A 16,296-nucleotide genomic window follows, 5' to 3' on the forward strand; every position below is an offset into this window, starting at 1 on the left:
GTTCGGAGTTCGGAGTTCGGAGTTCGGAGTTCGGAGTTCGGAGTTCGGAGTTCGGAGTTCGGAGTTCGGAGTTCGGAGTTCGGAGTTCGGAGTTGCATCATGGGCGCCGCCTGTCGGTGTCAAGTCCGGCGTTTGGAATTCTTTTTCTGCGTTCTCTGCGTGTTCTGCGGATGGTTTAGTGTTTTCGCCGTGGTCGCCGTGGCTCGCCGTGGCTCGCCGTGGGAACTCTTACGTTGTGCCCGCTTTCTTCCGCTGTGCCCGCGGTGTGACCGTGTGACCGAACTCTTTTTTCCGCTGCTAACGAGTTGTGCATTGGTCCTCGGCAGGTAATTTTTATACGCCATGCCCTTCCCTTGGTATTTCCAAACGGTTGAGAAGGCACGGCCCGTTTCGTCGGCAGTTCCGAATCCCCACAACAACAGACCAACTTTGACGCGACCCGGCTTGAGCTGGCGTCGGTCGCTGAACACCCTTTATGAATCCGAAAGACATGCTTCGCGAATTGCGGCTCAGCAGCGGCAAGGATCACCGTTACTATTCGCTCCCGGCGCTTGAGGAGGCCGGCATCGGGCCGATCTCACGGTTGCCCGTGAGCATCCGCATTGTCCTCGAATCGGTGTTACGAAACTGCGACGGGAAAAAAGTATCCGAGCAGGATGTGGTTGCGCTGGCGAATTGGAATGCGAAACGCCCGGCAAACGAAGAAATCCCGTTTGTGGTCGCGCGAATCGTGCTGCAGGATTTTACCGGGGTCCCGCTCCTGGTGGATCTGGCGGCCATGCGCTCTGCGGTCAGCCGTTTGCAGCGCAACCCTCAGATAATCGAACCGTTGGTGCCGGTCGATCTGGTCGTGGACCACTCCGTGCAGGTGGATTTCGCCGGCACGGCGGAGTCGTTGTGGCTCAACCTCGACATGGAATTCAAGCGGAATCGGGAGCGTTACCAGCTCTTGAAGTGGGGGCAGCAGGCCTTCAAGACGTTCGGAGTCGTTCCGCCCGGTATCGGCATCGTGCACCAGGTTAACCTGGAGTACCTGGCCAAAGGCGTGCTCACGAAGGCGACGCCTGAAGGCGAGGTGGTCTACCCGGACACGCTGGTGGGAACCGATTCGCACACGACGATGATCAACGGCCTCGCCGTAGTCGGCTGGGGGGTTGGCGGCATCGAGGCGGAGGCGGGCATGCTCGGCCAGCCGGTTTATTTTCTGACGCCGGAAGTCGTGGGGGTGCACCTGACGGGCGCGCTCAAGGAGGGCGTTACCGCGACCGACCTGGTTCTGCGCGTTACCGAAATGCTCCGCAGACAGAAGGTGGTCGGCAAGTTTGTCGAGTTCTTCGGCGAAGGCGCCACCGCGCTGGGGGTTACGGACCGGGCCACGATCGGAAACATGGCTCCCGAATACGGCGCGACGATGGGCTACTTTGGCATGGACGAACAAACGCTCGCCTACCTGCGCGGCACCGGCCGGAGCGACGAACTCTGTGAACTGTTTGAGAAGTATTACCGGGCTCAGGGTCTCTGGGGCATACCGCGCAAGGGTCAGGTGGATTACTCGGTGGAACTTGAGCTTGATCTGGCCTCCATCGTGCCGGGTGTGGCCGGGCCGAAGCGGCCGCAGGATCGCATCAATCTGCCGGAGCTTAAGCAGGCGTTTGAGGCCCTCCTGGAAAAACCGCTCGGGGAAGGGGGTTACGGGAAAAAGATCAGCGACCTGTCGTCCCGCGTGCCGGTGCACATCAATGGGTCCGGCCCCGGTGCTGATGCCCACCTGCCGTCGACCGACACGGACACGGCCGACCGCCCTCCGGAGGGTGCGCCGAAAAACTACGGCGAGATGGTTCAGAATCGTCCGGCACCGCACCAGGTCGGCGATCCAACCGCGGGACATCAGCCGGCGGATACGGACGTCGGGCACGGCAGCGTTCTGATCGCGGCGATTACCAGTTGTACCAACACCAGCAACCCGAGCGTGATGCTGGGGGCGGGGATCCTGGCCAAAAAGGCCGTCGAACGCGGGCTTAAGGTTGACCCGAGGGTAAAAACATCCCTGGCCCCCGGTTCACGCGTCGTGACCGATTACCTGGACAAGACGGGACTGCAGCCGTACCTCGATCAGCTTGGGTTCCAGATCGTGGGCTACGGGTGCACCACGTGCATCGGCAATTCCGGCCCGCTTCATCCCGCCCTGGAGGAAGCCGTCACCAAGAATGACATCGTTGCCGCGAGTGTTCTCTCGGGCAACCGTAATTTTGAAGCCCGCGTGCACCAAAATATCCGGGCCAATTTCCTGATGTCGCCTCCGCTCGTCGTCGCGTTTGCGCTCGCAGGCACGGTGGATATTGACCTGAGTTCGGAGCCGCTCGGAAAGGGGAACGACGGCCAGGACGTTTACCTTAAGGAAATCTGGCCGTCGCTGGAGGAAATCCGGAGCGCGATGGGGGCGGCTCTGAAACCGGAAGTATTCCGGAAACTGTATACGGATTTCGAAAAGCAAAATCCGAAGTGGAACGAGATCCCTTCGACGGTCGGTGAGGTGTACCAGTGGGACGAACAGAGCGATTATATCCAGGAACCGCCTTTCTTTGCGGATTTCTCGCTGGAACCCAAGCCGCCGGAAGACATCCTTGAAGCGCGCCCCCTGGGTATTTTCGGTGATTCGGTAACGACGGACCACATTTCGCCGGCAGGGGCCATCAAACCGACGTCCCCGGCGGGGCAGTACCTGATTTCCCGTGGGGTGAAGCCGATCGACTTCAACAGCTACGGAAGCCGGCGCGGGAATGACCGCGTGATGACGCGTGGAACGTTCGCCAACGTGCGCATCAAAAACCTGATGGTGCCGGGAGTCGAAGGGGGTGTGACGATTCATTATCCCTCCGGGGAACAACTCTCCATCTATGACGCCTCCGTGCGTTACGTCCGCGAAGCCGTACCGCTGGTCGTCATTGCCGGTCATGAGTACGGTACCGGTTCGAGCCGAGACTGGGCGGCGAAGGGGACCCGCCTGCTGGGGGTCAAGGCGGTGATCGCGGCGAGTTTCGAGCGTATCCACCGCTCCAACCTGGTCGGCATGGGGGTGTTGCCGTTGCAGTTCCAGGAGGGTTCATCGGCTCAGACGCTCGGTCTTAAAGGGTCGGAAACGTTCACCCTGTCCGGCCTGACGGATGAATTGACGCCGCGGCAGCAGGTGATCCTGAAGGTGCGCTACGAAGACGGCCGCGAGCAGGAGGTGCCGTTGATCTTACGGATCGATACGCCCATTGAAGTGGAATACTACCGGCACGGCGGCATTCTGCCGTTTGTCCTGAGGCAGATCCTGCAGCAGCAGTCTTAAAGTTAAAGACCGGGGTTTGGCTCGCTCACGCCGCGCCGCTACGGACGCGGCGTGAGGTTTCTTTGGTCTCCTGGGCTTTTGTTCTCCTCTAATCCCGGGACACCCCAAAGGCCGGAAGGATGCGCCGCAGCGGGGGTCAGCCCCGGTTCGGTCCGCTCGCCGGTCGCCGGATGACCCACAGGTTGGCCGGGATCACCTGGATGACCCAATCCAGCACGGGCGCGAAGGCCGGGACGCCGCCCGGTTGAATCTCGGAAGGCATAACCAGAAGGTCCGCACCTGCGGCCTGGATGAATTCAAATGCCGTGAAGCCGGTATTACCGCGGATCAGGTGATAATCGAACTGCAGATTGCTCATCGGCTTTTCCGCAAGGAGCAACTCCAGGTTGTCTTCAGGACGCGGCGCTTCCGTGCCCAGCGCTTTCCCTTTGGCTTCAGAAAAAGGCGTCTGTACGTGAACTACGGTCAAGGCTTCCGCGCCGGCCCGCTCGCCGAACTGAACGGCCTCGTGGAAAACCGCACGCGTCAACGGTGAGAAATCCGGCACCGCCATGAAGATGTGGCGGATGCTGCCGGGGGGATCTTTCGGCTCCACGAACAGGAAAAGGTCTGCGCAGGTCCGTCTCATCAGTTCGCGAGCGACGTTCCCGGTAAAATTGCGATGGACGGTCTCGCGTTCGAGGGCGCCTGCAATGAGCACCTCGATGCCGAGTTCTTTCTGGACGGCCAGGATCGCCTCGACGGGATCTCCGGGCCGATAGGAGATCGGGGTGTTCCTCTCCATGTCGAGCCGGGCCAGGGCGTCCTGAAAGCGCTCGTTTTTGTCGGCCGTCTCTTCGGCGGCATGGATGAAGTGAAGCGGCGCGGCGAACCATTCGCTTACCCGACGTGCTTCTGCAAGGACTGCAAGAAAACGAGGGGAAAAGGTAGTCGCGACTCCAGCAACCCGATACACGCGGCGGGAGGATACGTCAGTTCGATAACGTCAACAACTAAGAAGGTGTGTGGGAGGCGAAGTTCATGAGTCTCGCCGTTCTCAACGCCCACCCGCCTTGTCAGGTGTATTTTTTCCGGAGGTATTCGATGCGGTGGCGCGCCTGCGTGCTTTCGCCGGTGGCTTCAGCCATCAACTGCCGCGTCTCGAAGCGTTGGCCATGCTGGTGGACGTTCTTGCGCAGCCAGTCGAGCAGCCGGGCGTACTCGCCGACGGCCAGTTGCTGCGGCAGATCCGGGATGCTGCGTTCAGCCGCAGCCATGAGCTGGGCGGCATTGAGATTACCGAGCGAGTAGGTGGGAAAGTAACCGAGCGCGCCCAGGCTCCAGTGAATATCCTGGAGAACTCCGAGACGATCGTTCGGCACCTTCAGCCCGAAAAGTTGCTCGAAACGCTCGTTCCATGCCGCCGGCAGGTCTCCAATGGCGAGGCGCTGCTCGACCAGGGCGAGTTCGATGTCGAAGCGGAGAAGGATGTGCAGATCGTAGGTAACTTCGTCGGCTTCGACCCGGATGAAAGAAGGGGCAACCCTTTTAACCCCGCGCGCCACTTCGTCCGGAGTGAATCGCCGCAGGTCAGGGAGATGTTCGGCGGCGGTTTGGTACCAGCGCGCCCAGAAGGTGCCGGTACGTCCGACATGATTCTCCCACAATCTTGATTGCGATTCATGGATGCCGAGCGACCGGGCCGCGCCGAGCGGGGTGCCTGCGGCCGTTTTGTCCAGGCCCTGCTCATAGAGGGCGTGCCCGGTCTCGTGCAGAACGCCGTAGAGGGAGACCTGGAAAAGCTGTTCATCATACCGGGTGGTGATCCGGTGGTCCTCAGGCCCGAGGGAGGTCGCAAAGGGGTGGGTCGTGGTGTCGATACGTCCGCCCTCGAAATCGTAGCCGACGGTCTGCGCGATTCTCGCGTTCAGCGCTGCCTGGCTGGCTTCGGGGTAATGTCCCTTGAGGTAATCGGCCGGAACCGGGTCCCTGGCCAGGCGCTCCACCAGCGGCACGAGGGCGGCCTGGAGTTCCCCGAACAGCGGGCGCAAACTGCCTGCCGTTGTGCCCGGCTCGTACTCCTCAAGCAGAGCGTCATAAGGCGACTCCTGGTAACCCCAAAGATCCGCTTTTTGCCGGGTCAGATCCACGATTTTGACCAGATGCGGCGCGAACTTGGTAAAGTCGGCTTCGGCGCGTGCCTCTTTCCACGCTTCCCGTGAAAGCGTGAACACCCGCTGCGCTTCTTCCACCAACGCGGCGGGGATCTTCACCGCCCGATCGTAGGAACGACGCCATTCCCGGACGTTTGCCGCACGGCCGGTCTCCGGCGAGGGCTGAATATCCTCGCAAGCTCTGATCCAGTCGCCGACCGAAGGATCGGTGAACAGCCGGTGGGCCTTGCCCTCCAGGTAACTCAGTTGTTCCGCCCGGAACGCGACCGCTTTCGGCGGCAGGTAAGTTTCCAGATCCCAGTGCAGTGCGGACGCCGTCGTCTGCAAAACGTAGACCTCGCGGCAGCGCTCGAGAAGTTGCGTGTAGGGGTCGGCGGTCATGGGCGAACCCTATTCCGGCTTGCTGAGCGCCGGCAACTTCTTTATAACCCGCGGCCGATGGAGATTGTGCTTGGCATCGTGTTCGGTTTTGGTGCGTTTCTGATTGTCTATTGCCTGTTAGGCGGGGTTTACACCGTTAATCAGAATGAGAGGGCGGTTGTCACCACTTTCGGGCGCGCAGAGCGACTAGGCCGCGCCGATACCCTCCTGCTGCCGATTTCGGAAACGCTCAACGCCGAAGAACGCGAGCGCTACATCTACCCTCAGGTCCGAGTCATCGGTCCGGGGGGACCTTACCTGCGGTTGCCATGGCAGAAGGTGCACAAGGTCTCAATGGCGATCCAGACTCTCAACATCGCCTTCGATCCGGACACGCCCGCCGCCAACGCCGGGCATACCGCGCTTGAAGCCGTAACCAAGGACCAACTTAACATTAACCTGACGGGCCAGCTGCGTTACCGGGTTTCGGAACAAAACCTGTACGCCTACCTTTTCGGCGTGAAGCGGCCAATTGCCCATGTGGTCGGCTATTTTGTCTCCGTCCTGCGCGAACGGATTGCGCGGTATGAGGCCCCTGCTGCCGGCAGCGCCGCGACGCCTTTGGAAAATGCCAACGAGAGTCTCGCCAAAGCCGGCGTTTCCATCAATGACTTGCGCAAAAATCTGAACGACTTGAACGAGCAAATGGACCGCGAATGCGCCTCGTCCGCGGCCCGTTACGGCGTCGTGCTCGACGCCTCGCTGATCACCGGCATCGATCCGCCTGCGGAGATTGAGTCGGCGCTCGCGGCCATCAACACGGCCCATAACGAAGTTTCGGCTAACCTGAGCCTGGCCCAGGCTGCGGCAGACCAGAAGATCGAGCAATCGAAACGGGCGGTGGAGATCGAAACTAACCGGGCTGAGGCGGAAGTTCAGCCATTGCGCTGGCTCGCCCAGCAGATCAGCGCCCTCCGGCAGCACGGCGAGCACGCGCTGCCCGCTTACCTGCGTAATGTGCGCCTGGACCTGTACGCAAAAGCCAGCCGCGTGGTGCTCCATCGGAAGGATTAGGATCAGGCTCGGCCATGGAAGCGTTCGTCGCCGCCTTCATCGTCACTTTTTTCCTCTGCTGGCTGGTGGTGCCGGCATGCCTGTTTGGTCTGAAACTGGTCAACTTTTACACTACCGTTGACGAGGGCCGGGCCAAGGTCTACCTGCTCTTTGGGCGTGTCCTTGGGGTGGTCGATGAACCGGGCCTGCACCTGCTCTGGCTGCGCGTAGGCCCGCAAGCCGCTTTGGTTCGCTTTTTTGGCCGGGTGGTTGAGCTCGATGTGCGGCTGGATCAGGAATACCTCCGCAGTAACCCGGTCAATTCCGAAGAGGGTACGCCGATGGGGGTCGGCGTCTGGTACGAAATGCGCGTGCGCTATCCGGTCGAGTACCTGTTCCAAAACCAGGATCCGTCCGGCTCGCTCCGGGCCAGCGTGGCCAATGCCACCGTGCGGAGTCTCAGCAATTTGCCTTTGGAAAAGATGCTGGAAAACCGCCACGCGATGAGCCGCGTAGTCCGCGCGGAGGTTTCACCGAAAGCTGAGGAGTGGGGCTACACCCTGGGATCGGTCTATATCCGCAAGGTTCATTTTCGGGATCAGTTGATGATCCGCCAGATCGAACAGAAAGTCGTAAACCGGTTGCGCCAGGTTACCTCCGCGATCCGCCAGGCGGGCGCTAATCAGGTCGACATAATCACCAGCGCCGCCGAACGGCAAGCCGCGACGGAGTTTGCCCGGGCCAGATCGGTGCGGCCGCGGATGGTTGGCGAAGTCTTGCGCGAGATCGGCCAGGAGCCGGATGTGTTAAACGCTGTGTTCGAAACCCTGGAAGTCGAACGGCTCATCAAGGGTAAGGCTGAACTGTTCTTAACGCCTCCAGGCGCGCTGGACGTGCTCAGCAGCCTGGTGGTAACCGCCGGCGGAAAAATGCCGCAACCCTGAAAAGTGGGCGTCCAGTGAAATGCCGCCAGCCGAGAATGTAAACCCCGCAAACGGCGTGTCCGTAGGGCGCGCCAAGTCAGAAACCCCTGGTTTCCAAAACAAGGGCAGGCCGGCCAATGCCTCCTCATCCTTGGCATTTTTCGGCTGGCGGCATTTTTTACTCGAGCTCGAATGTAACCTTCGCGTTAACGCGGTAGCTCGTGATTTTGTTGTTATCGACTGCCGCTTCAAATTCCTTGACGTAGATGGAACGAATGTTGCGCAAGGTCTTTGATGCTTCCGCGACGGCGGTTTGCGCCGCGTCCTCCCAGCTCTTATCCGATTGAGCGAGCACTTCGATGACTTTTACGATTCGGGCCATGATCGATTTCCTTTCTCTGAATTCACTCAAAAATTCGTCCGTAAACCGCCGATGGATTTTGGGGGGCGCGGATTTAACGCCGGAAATGCGGGCGGCCATTCACGACGGCCCCGGTGCTCTCCTTCCGCCCTCAAACCCGTCTCGCGTTTGCTCAGGCGGCCAGGACCATGCTCTTCTTCGATCAGCACCGCATCGGCTACGCGGTCCGGCCGGACATAATTTACCGTAGCCAAGCGGCCCGAGAATGCCTGTTTGGATTCGCATGCCGCTACTCCCTCCAGGATCCAAACCGGCGAAACAGCCCGAACGAGCCTGCCCGCTCAGCGCCTGACAGGCTGACCCGAGCCCAAAAGCGCATATGCACTCACATACCGCATGGACCCGGGTCGCCTGCTTTGCAGTGCCAAGCTCCTCACCTGAACCATCGTGTACCAGCAAAAGCGCGGTTGTATCAAACCGAAGAAAATTCAAAGGAAAAGCGCAACCGGCAGCCGGGAATGGCGCGGCGTCCCGCCGACGATTTAGGGCCGTGGTTACGACCATGAATCTTACGGGTGCGAACATCTACGGGTACTGGATGCGTCCGCCAGGTGGCTCGTGTCACTTGTCTCCAAGAGAGCGGACGTCACCTGCCCCAAGAAAACGGTTAATACAGTCGAATATGGATACGTCCGCAATCGGTAATCAGCCAGCATCCGGAAACGAAAACACCGGTCAGCAGGCGGCTTCATACCGCCCAGACCAAGGAGCAACTGCGTTCGAGGGAGCTCTCCAGCAGCGGAACATACAGGTTGCAACACTGGTGCTCGCCTCCGTTCTGTTTTTCCTGATCGGGTACATCGTCGGGCGCCGTGAAGAGGCGCGCTCCCGGCAGGGCCTGAGCGATCAGTTACTGCGGCAATTTCAGGATTGGTTCAACCAGTCCGGCCGCGCGTTAAGCGACCTGCGCGAGCCCCTGGAACATGGACTTCGCACCTCCGGCGAGGCCCTGACTGACATCTGGAGCAAGGCCGCCAGCTCCAAGGCAGCAACCGCTACCTCCAAAGCAGCGGCGGAGGCGTCGAAAGCGGCCAGCAAGTTGATTAAAGCCGCTCAGCCGAGCAAGCCGAAGTTTCTTGGCGTCTTCTAATCGGTCCTAATCAGTACAACTCGTAATTATGTCAACCCTGGAAAGCAGTTCACCTTCCACGCAATTTCCATTTCCGACTTCCAACGGGCAGATCGACTTTGGCCAGGTCTGGGCGGAGCTGCAAGACCGCGTCCGGCGCCAGCCTAATCAGTACCTGCTGATCGCATTGCTGGTCGGCTACCTGATTCAGAGCGTGCCCGTGCGCGCGTTTCTTGCGCTCGTGTTGCGCCTGGCGCTCGTGTTGATCAAACCCACGCTCGTGGTTTTGGCGGGCGCCAATCTTTACCGGTTGATCTCAGAACGCCAGCAGCAGAATCCGGCGACAACGGCGCCTAACTCGGGTGCTAACGGCGGCTGACGGGCCGCGCGGTGGAACAAGGAAGTACGTTTGGAGGAAGCCGGGTTGCACCCGGCTTCTTTTTTTTTACGGATGGTTAGAGAATGGCTCGATCTAACAGGCTGCGTCTGAAAACAGTGAGAAGACCTCCCTGACGATCTGCCAACCTTCCCGTCTTTTTTATACCCCAACGGCCACCGCACTGCCTTCGGCGCTTACCACGGTGTCCGGTTGTGCCGTGCTGTTGAGTTCCGGACTGATCCTGAGCCCGCAGCTTGAAAAAAAGAAACGCCGCCAACCTCCATGTTGACGGCGTTGTTGAAATACCTCCTTGATGGATACCGTCGCCGTCCTGGCGAGGTTAGCTCCGTCTAAGCTGCCGGCGGTCGCCCGCGAAACAAAAAGGAAAGCAGAAAAAGGACGAGAAAAATTACAAAAAGGACATGGGCAATCCAGGCCGATGTACCTGCCACTCCGGAAAGACCAAGTAACTCCGCCACGATGGCGATGATCAGGAAGATGAAGGCGTATCTAAGCATGTCCGTGAAAAGTATTATGCCGGTTTGAGCGGGGAGTCCATCGTAAGTTCGTGTGCTGAATTCGGATTGCCCGGCTTACGCCTATACCTGAGCAATCGGCCAGGGTAAACCCGGACACAATAAAGGTTTCCCCTTCTTCCGTACCCGGCTCGGGCCGCTGACTCGCCCAGCCGGGGCGCAGGCGCGCCAGGTTCCCCTGTGTAAAGCCTGGCGACGCCCCGACGCATCCCCTAGGGCGGGTTGCTCCTTTTCAGGGACGGGTATCCGTCCCTAGGCAATTACCCGACCGGATGTCCAGCACACCACCCGATTTTCCTACCCCCTCAAATGGTTAAAGTGACCGTACAGAGCGGAATAACGGAGGCAGCAACTTAATGAACGTGAATGGTTACACTTGCAGTGCCGGGAAGTCAGATACGGAGTTGATGAAAGAACTGGTGGAAGGCAACACCGACGCGATGGATGCAATTTACCATCGGTATGAGGGATCGCTGCGAACGATCATCCTCAGTGTCCTCCACGAGGAGGCTGACGCGGATGATGTCCTCCATGACGTGTTTTTGCAATTGTGGAAAAACGCGGACCGGTACATGCCGGAAAAAGGCTTGCATGGTTTTCTGGTGACGCTGGCGCGCAGGCGAGCTTTGGACCGGGTACGAAGGAAACTGGCCTATCGCCGCGCAACCGATAAATTCGAAACTCACCTTAAAGCGGAGTTCCACAATCGGATGCGTTCGGCACCGCGGGTTTTCACCAACATTGATTTAGCGGACCTGATGAAAAACCTGATCCGCCAATTGCCGGAGGCGCAACAAGAGGTGGTACACCTGACGTTTTATGAGGGTTTGAGTCAGCGCGAGATTGCGTCCCAGAAGTCGATTGCGCTGGGGACGGTCAAAACGCGCCTGCAACTGGCCCAGAAAAAGCTTCTGAATCAGCTTACGGCGGTCCAGGAAAAGATATAGGGGGGCCGCTGCCGCAACCGGCCGATGGGAGCCGGTGCTTAAAGAGCGGGTTTCTCGATAGAAAAAGGTGCTCACGGCCTCAAGGCCGCGAGCACCTTTTTTTTCCCTGTCGTGTACGTCGGTTTTGAAGTGGGCGGATACCTTGCGGGCCGCTTTCAGCGCCGAAGGCACGACGGATCATGGCAACGGGTGAGCCCCACGGCCATTTATACCGTTTCGGTGACCACGGAGGTGAAACTTTATCTTCCTTCCAGGCGCCCTGCCGGTGTTAAACCTCTTAAACCGTATAAACGGCCCGGCCCTTCAGGCCATCAAACCGTCTCCCGGCCCCTTGGGCCTAAGACCGCTTCACCCAGCTACGGAGCATTTTCCGGCGCCGGCGTCCCAGTGAACCACGGGCCAGACGTCCGGTACCCGGGCCCCCTTAAGAAGGTTCCTGTTGGGAAACCCAATCAATGGCAAATCGCACCATCTCGCTCGCGTCCTTAAAGCCAAGCTTTTCTTTGATGTGCGCCCGGTGCGTTTCGATCGTCTTAACGCTCAGGTTCAGCAACCGCGCCACTGACCGGGTGTTATGGCCTTTCCCGAGGAGTTCAAGCACTTCCAGTTCGCGGTCAGAAAGCTGGTCTACCGGCGAGCCATCCCCGGTTTCGATCGAATGTATAGCTTTAAAGATAAGTTGTTCGCTGAATTTAGGGCTGACGAAAATCTTGCCTTCCAGGACGCGCCGGATACCCGCAATGACGTGCTGGCCGGCTTCCGCTTTCATGATGTACCCAAGTGCGCCGGCCTTTAAGGCCCGCAAAGCATAAAGCGATTCGTCGTGGACCGATAAGACCAGGATGGGCAACCGGGGCACCTCCGCCTTCATCAACTTGACGAGTTCGATACCGTTCGTGCCTCGCAACGAAACATCCAGAATGGCCATGTCCGGCTTCAGGCGCCGCATCTGCTCCAGCGCAGTCGGCGCGGAGTCGGCATGGCCGCAAACCACAAGGTCAGGCTGGCTTTGGATCAGGTCAGCCAAGCCGTGCCGGAAGATCGGGTGATCGTCGACGACGAGAATCTGCTTTTTTTGCAATTCCGGTGCAGTGGCTGGGCTTTCAGCAGTAGGATTCGAATGCATCAGAGTCTTGCGGTGATTCAGTTTTTGGAAAGCCGGTCGCCTGACGGATAAGCCGGCTGGAAGTTCAATGCCGTCTGGATATCGGTGAAAAGCGACTGCAGGAGCGTTGAAATCGCCGTCACCTCTTTTGAGTTCGCCACGGCATCTCCTTCGAGCTTGCCGCGGAGCATCTCCACGGCGAAGGTCGCGGCCATCACTTGCTGGCTGACGGTGTCGTGAAAGGTTTGTTTCAAATGATCGTGGGTCGTCTGCTGGCCGACGAGGACTCCCCTCACAAAAGCGTCTGCTTCCTGATCCATGGCAAAAGTATTCAGGATGAGCAACGCGGATTGTTCGTCCCTTCGAAAAGTCTGGCCCGTTACCCCGGGGACGATGGCGGGATGGACGAGTTGGCATGGTTGGTGGGATGAGGTTGCCTCGCCATCCCCGGCCGCAGGCACCGGTCGAATGATCTCGCCGGACCGCAACTGTTCAAGTTGCGAAGCCGTCACCCCAAGAGCTTTTTCGAAGCTCTTATTCCATGTCACGAACCGGTCCCGGCTTTCGTCCACGACGGCGGCCGGTATCCTGAACTGACCGAGGGCAGTACAGACCGCCCGTACCTCTGGTGCTACTTGCATTAACCTTCGTGCCGAATCCTTCTGGCGCTACTCAAAATACACTCTGCTCCCCGGACGTATTATAAAAACCGATTGGCGGGTTGTCATGGAAAACTTGGCCGAGTGGATGTACGCAGCCGCTTGCGGCCTTGGACGTCCGTGATAATGCCCAGCAACTCATTTACGCGGTGTTCACAGGTGTGCCGGTCCCGGATGGTCTTCAAGCCATGCCGGCGCAACCCTTCGGCCACTGTTTTTGACCGGCGAAGTTCCTCCAGCTGGGCCACCATCTCAGCGCCGTCCTTTGCCGTCAGGAAGTCTTTCCCCGGAGAAAACAGCCCCTCGTCATCCGGCCAGGGCGCACTGACCAGGGGAATCCCGCACGCCAATGCCTCAAACGGGCGGATGGTCGGGATACCCGGCAATTGCCTTACGTATGGACCTCGCGGAATGTGCACGGTGAACCGGAACTGAGCAAACGTTTCCGGCACCCGGTAATTCGGCATCCAGCCGCCGTAATGGATCGCCGCATCGCTCAGGGCTCGTTGCGCCGGTTCAGGGTAGCGCACGCCGTAAACCGTCGCGCTTAAGCGTAGCTGCTTCACGGGCTCGATCAGAAATTCGAAGATCTCCCGGGTCCGCTCGTCGTCACCCCAATTACCGATCCAGACCAGGTCACGCTGTTCACCCGGATGAGGCAGGGGCCGGAAACGGCGCACATCGGCGGCCTCATGCCAGATCCAGACCCGATCTGTCTTCGCCTCGTAGAGCCGGGCCAGTGAGCGCCCGTAGGCCAGCACGCCGTCGAATCCGGCCAGGTCAAGCCGTGCAAAATACTCCGGATCCGACGCAGCCCGATGGTGGGTGTCGTGGAATAGAAGCACGGATTGCGGGTTGGAGGCTGCATAGGCCGCCGTTTCCCGCAGGAGTTCCGGCGGGTTCCATTCATGCACCACGATCGCATCGGTCCCGGCGCACATCGACGGGAGGTCGAGCGCCCGGTACCGCTCGCTGTGCAGCCCGGGGTAAGCCTTGTGAAACCCTTCCAGACCGGCCTCACCTTCGGAGGCTTGCAAGCTGGCGACGCTCCACGCGTCCGCCAGCTCAAAAACCCTGACCGCATGCCCGCGGCTGAGCAGTTCCGAGATGATCCCGCGATAAAAATGGGCGTGGCCGTTGTTCCAGTCAGAAATCAGGGAATGGACGAAGAAGGCAAGGTTCATACCGATTCCAGCGGTGCAGGCCGGCTACTTCGGGCCGGTCATTACGGCCTTAAGGAATCCGCCCGGACGCGTTTCAGCGAGGTGAAAGCCGGCGTTGAGATCGGGCATCGGCACGTAGTGGGTTATGAGCCGGTCCAGGCGCAGGGTTCCATCGACAAAAAGTTGGAGCGCATCGCGCATACCCTGAACGTAGACTCCGTGCTCACGCTCGTGCGCGTTGATCACGTCGAGCCCCCGCCAGTTCCATAACTGGAGATTGACCGATCGAGGTCCGTCCTGGTGGTACCCGGCGATCAGGAGCCGGCCGCGAATGCCGGTGATTTCAGCCGCAAGGTCGAGAGTACTCTGATACCCGGCCGCTTCAATGACCACCGGACAGAGTTGGCCCGAGGTCAAAGCATTCACCTGTTCAAGGACGCGGGCCCGGTCACCGGTCTCCAGGGTTGCCTCCGCCCCCAGTTGCCGTGCCAGTTGCAGGCTCTCGGGTCGTGAGCTTAGCGCCATCACCCGGGCCCCGCGCGCCTGAGCCAGTTGGACGAGCAGCATGCCCAGGAACCCGAGCCCGGCCACGGCAACCCAGCCGCCTTCCTTGAGTCCCGCACGTTTGATCACATTGACGGCGCAAGCCAGCGGTTCGCCCAGGAAAGGGCGGCTGCGGAGCTCGGGCGGAATGGTCACGACGCTGCCTGCATCGGCCCGGTCATACTCGGCAAACCCGTTTTGGGAAAGCGTCGCTACCCGTTCTCCGGCGACGATATCCTCCACTGCGCTGCCGGCTTCCACCACCGTGCCGATCGCTTCGTGGCCGGGCGCCCCGGGTTCAAATGGGTAAGTAAACCAGGGAGCCCCGCGCCAGGGACCAAGGTTCGAGGCGCAAATCCCGCAAAGCTCCACTCGGAAACGAACCTCGTTCGGGCCAAGCGGCGAAAGGGCAACCTCCTGAATTTCAATCGCACGGGGAGCAACCAGACGAGCAGCCTGCATGATGGGAAGACTAGTGGCAGAACGTCCGGCCGGGCGCAACGGTTGTATTGAGGCCGTGGAGGAGCATCCGTTACCGCCGCGCGAGTCGAACCTCAAGGCATGAAGCTATCCCGACGTGATTCGTTGCTAAGCGCGGCCGGCCTGCTCGGCGTGGTCTGGTGTTATTTTCTCCGGCGGCACGCGGCCGCCTTTTATCGCGATAAAGTCGTCGTGATCACCGGAGGGTCGCGGGGGTTGGGGCTGGCTTTGGCCCGGGTTTGCGCCCGGCGCGGGGCTCAATTGGCATTGCTGGCGCGTGATGAGGAAGAACTCAACCGGGCAAAGGTCAGCCTGGCGCGCTACGACACCAAGGTCACCACGTGGACGTGCGACCTGACCGCCGAAGCCGAGATCGCGAAGCGAATTTCCGAAATCGCCGATGCCCACGGCCGGATCGACGTCCTGGTCAATAATGCCGGTGAAATCATGGTGGGACCGTCATTGCCGCTGAACGCCGATGAATTTAAACGGCTGCTGGACCTGCATTTCTGGGCCTCGTTTCACACCATCAACTACAGCCTGCCTCACCTGAGACGGCGAGGCGGCAACATCGTCAACATCGCCTCATTCGGCGGCAAAGTGCCGGTCCCGCACATGCTGTCCTACACGACAAGCAAATTCTCCCTGGTTGGATTTTCGGAGGGGTTACAGGCGGACCTGGCTCCGGAACGCATCCGGGTCACGACCGTTTGTCCCTTCGTCATACGGACGGGCTCGCACCTGCATGCCGAATTCAAAGGTCAAGCGCGGCAGGAATTCAGCTGGTTCAGCGCCGGCATGCAGACGCCGTTAACCAGTATCAGTGCAAAACGCCTCGCCCTACGAATCGCCAGTGCGGCCAGCATCGGGTTGCCGGTCCTGGTATTGCCGTGGCAAGCCCGTCTGCTGGTGGCAATTCACGCCGTATTTCCCAACCTGTTCGCAATTGCCAATACCCTGGTGGGACTCGCGCTTCCTAAATCGAACGACCCCTTGGCCAACCGGACCCTGGTACCCGGTAAATCGCTGGTGGAACACCCCGACCTGCCCGCAAACCGGGTGGGGAGACAGTTCAACGAGTGACGGGTAACGGGTAACGGGTAACGGGTAACGGGTAACGGGTAACGGGTAACGGGTAACGGGTAACGGGTAACGGGTAACGGGTAACGGG

At 59.9% G+C, this 16,296-nt stretch carries 15 protein-coding genes; 7 read left to right on the top strand and 8 right to left on the bottom strand.

All coding sequences use genetic code 11. The annotated features are described in order from the left end of the window. Positions 1-475 precede the first annotated feature (475 nt). Positions 476-3,334 carry an aconitate hydratase gene (locus JO015_17025; GenBank protein ID MBW0000802.1) on the top strand — a complete coding sequence of 953 codons (2,859 nt, stop codon included), beginning with the start codon at positions 476-478 and terminating at the stop codon, positions 3,332-3,334. A gap of 136 nt (positions 3,335-3,470) precedes the next feature. On the opposite strand, the gene JO015_17030 is transcribed toward JO015_17025, so the two are convergent. Both JO015_17030 and JO015_17035 read right to left on the bottom strand, forming a co-directional pair. After that, positions 3,471-4,289 (bottom strand): universal stress protein, encoded by an 819-nt coding sequence (locus JO015_17030; protein ID MBW0000803.1) that lies wholly within the window; start codon positions 4,287-4,289, stop codon positions 3,471-3,473. A 100-nt stretch (positions 4,290-4,389) separates the two neighbouring features. Beyond that, entirely contained in the window at positions 4,390-5,868 is a 1,479-nt protein-coding gene (locus tag JO015_17035) for a carboxypeptidase M32 (GenBank protein MBW0000804.1), read from the bottom strand. Positions 5,869-5,925: 57 nt separating this feature from the next. Here JO015_17035 and JO015_17040 point away from each other — a divergent pair, with 57 nt between their 5' ends. Continuing rightward, entirely contained in the window at positions 5,926-6,921 is a 996-nt protein-coding gene (locus JO015_17040; GenBank protein MBW0000805.1) for an SPFH domain-containing protein, read from the top strand. Between the two features lie 14 nt (positions 6,922-6,935). After that, the gene (locus tag JO015_17045) at positions 6,936-7,844 is read left to right on the top strand and encodes an SPFH/Band 7/PHB domain protein (GenBank protein MBW0000806.1); all 909 of its coding nucleotides are present in this window, start codon (positions 6,936-6,938) and stop codon (positions 7,842-7,844) included. Positions 7,845-8,001: 157 nt separating this feature from the next. On the opposite strand, the gene JO015_17050 is transcribed toward JO015_17045, so the two are convergent. After that, positions 8,002-8,205: a dodecin domain-containing protein gene (locus JO015_17050; GenBank protein MBW0000807.1), complete on the bottom strand. Its 204-nt coding sequence runs from the start codon at positions 8,203-8,205 to the stop codon at positions 8,002-8,004. An 802-nt stretch (positions 8,206-9,007) separates the two neighbouring features. Here JO015_17050 and JO015_17055 point away from each other — a divergent pair. Both JO015_17055 and JO015_17060 read left to right on the top strand, forming a co-directional pair. Continuing rightward, entirely contained in the window at positions 9,008-9,334 is a 327-nt protein-coding gene (locus tag JO015_17055) for a hypothetical protein (GenBank protein MBW0000808.1), read from the top strand. Positions 9,335-9,362: 28 nt separating this feature from the next. Beyond that, positions 9,363-9,692, top strand: coding sequence for a hypothetical protein (locus JO015_17060; protein MBW0000809.1), 330 nt, complete (start codon positions 9,363-9,365; stop codon positions 9,690-9,692). A gap of 350 nt (positions 9,693-10,042) precedes the next feature. Here the strand turns inward: JO015_17060 and JO015_17065 are convergent, their stop codons facing one another. Next, positions 10,043-10,210, bottom strand: coding sequence for a DUF1328 domain-containing protein (locus JO015_17065; protein ID MBW0000810.1), 168 nt, complete (start codon positions 10,208-10,210; stop codon positions 10,043-10,045). 425 nt (positions 10,211-10,635) lie between these two features. Between JO015_17065 and JO015_17070 the strand changes: the two genes are divergently transcribed. After that, a complete protein-coding gene (locus JO015_17070; GenBank protein MBW0000811.1) occupies positions 10,636-11,175 on the top strand; it encodes a sigma-70 family RNA polymerase sigma factor in 540 nt (179 codons plus the stop codon). Between the two features lie 424 nt (positions 11,176-11,599). Here the strand turns inward: JO015_17070 and JO015_17075 are convergent, their stop codons facing one another. The 4 genes from JO015_17075 to JO015_17090 form a co-directional block, all read right to left on the bottom strand. Further along, entirely contained in the window at positions 11,600-12,301 is a 702-nt protein-coding gene (locus JO015_17075; protein ID MBW0000812.1) for a response regulator transcription factor, read from the bottom strand. A gap of 17 nt (positions 12,302-12,318) precedes the next feature. Continuing rightward, complete coding sequence (locus JO015_17080) at positions 12,319-12,921, bottom strand: hypothetical protein (protein ID MBW0000813.1); 603 nt, start codon at positions 12,919-12,921, stop codon at positions 12,319-12,321. 83 nt (positions 12,922-13,004) lie between these two features. Continuing rightward, positions 13,005-14,123 (bottom strand): glycosyltransferase, encoded by a 1,119-nt coding sequence (locus JO015_17085; GenBank protein MBW0000814.1) that lies wholly within the window; start codon positions 14,121-14,123, stop codon positions 13,005-13,007. A gap of 24 nt (positions 14,124-14,147) precedes the next feature. Then, on the bottom strand, positions 14,148-15,107 hold the full coding sequence (locus JO015_17090) for a zinc-binding dehydrogenase (GenBank protein ID MBW0000815.1): 960 nt from the start codon (positions 15,105-15,107) through the stop codon (positions 14,148-14,150). A gap of 99 nt (positions 15,108-15,206) precedes the next feature. On the opposite strand from JO015_17090, the gene JO015_17095 reads away from it, so the two are divergent. After that, on the top strand, positions 15,207-16,208 hold the full coding sequence (locus tag JO015_17095; protein ID MBW0000816.1) for an SDR family oxidoreductase: 1,002 nt from the start codon (positions 15,207-15,209) through the stop codon (positions 16,206-16,208). Positions 16,209-16,296 lie beyond the last annotated feature (88 nt).

Source organism: Verrucomicrobiota bacterium (genome assembly GCA_019247695.1).
In the GTDB taxonomy this organism is placed as follows: domain Bacteria; phylum Verrucomicrobiota; class Verrucomicrobiia; order Chthoniobacterales; family JAFAMB01; genus JAFBAP01.

Bases quoted from the DNA above. Each gene is read 5' to 3' on its own strand.
- JO015_17025 (MBW0000802.1), top strand. From the start codon at position 476: ATGAATCCGAAAGACATGCTTCGCGAATTGCGGCTCAGCAGCGGCAAG.
- JO015_17035 (MBW0000804.1), bottom strand. From the start codon at position 5,868: ATGACCGCCGACCCCTACACGCAACTTCTCGAGCGCTGCCGCGAGGTC.
- JO015_17040 (MBW0000805.1), top strand. From the start codon at position 5,926: ATGGAGATTGTGCTTGGCATCGTGTTCGGTTTTGGTGCGTTTCTGATT.
- JO015_17045 (MBW0000806.1), top strand. From the start codon at position 6,936: ATGGAAGCGTTCGTCGCCGCCTTCATCGTCACTTTTTTCCTCTGCTGG.
- JO015_17050 (MBW0000807.1), bottom strand. From the start codon at position 8,205: ATGGCCCGAATCGTAAAAGTCATCGAAGTGCTCGCTCAATCGGATAAG.
- JO015_17060 (MBW0000809.1), top strand. From the start codon at position 9,363: ATGTCAACCCTGGAAAGCAGTTCACCTTCCACGCAATTTCCATTTCCG.
- JO015_17065 (MBW0000810.1), bottom strand. From the start codon at position 10,210: ATGCTTAGATACGCCTTCATCTTCCTGATCATCGCCATCGTGGCGGAG.
- JO015_17070 (MBW0000811.1), top strand. From the start codon at position 10,636: ATGAAAGAACTGGTGGAAGGCAACACCGACGCGATGGATGCAATTTAC.
- JO015_17075 (MBW0000812.1), bottom strand. From the start codon at position 12,301: ATGCATTCGAATCCTACTGCTGAAAGCCCAGCCACTGCACCGGAATTG.
- JO015_17080 (MBW0000813.1), bottom strand. From the start codon at position 12,921: ATGCAAGTAGCACCAGAGGTACGGGCGGTCTGTACTGCCCTCGGTCAG.
- JO015_17085 (MBW0000814.1), bottom strand. From the start codon at position 14,123: ATGAACCTTGCCTTCTTCGTCCATTCCCTGATTTCTGACTGGAACAAC.
- JO015_17090 (MBW0000815.1), bottom strand. From the start codon at position 15,107: ATGCAGGCTGCTCGTCTGGTTGCTCCCCGTGCGATTGAAATTCAGGAG.
- JO015_17095 (MBW0000816.1), top strand. From the start codon at position 15,207: ATGAAGCTATCCCGACGTGATTCGTTGCTAAGCGCGGCCGGCCTGCTC.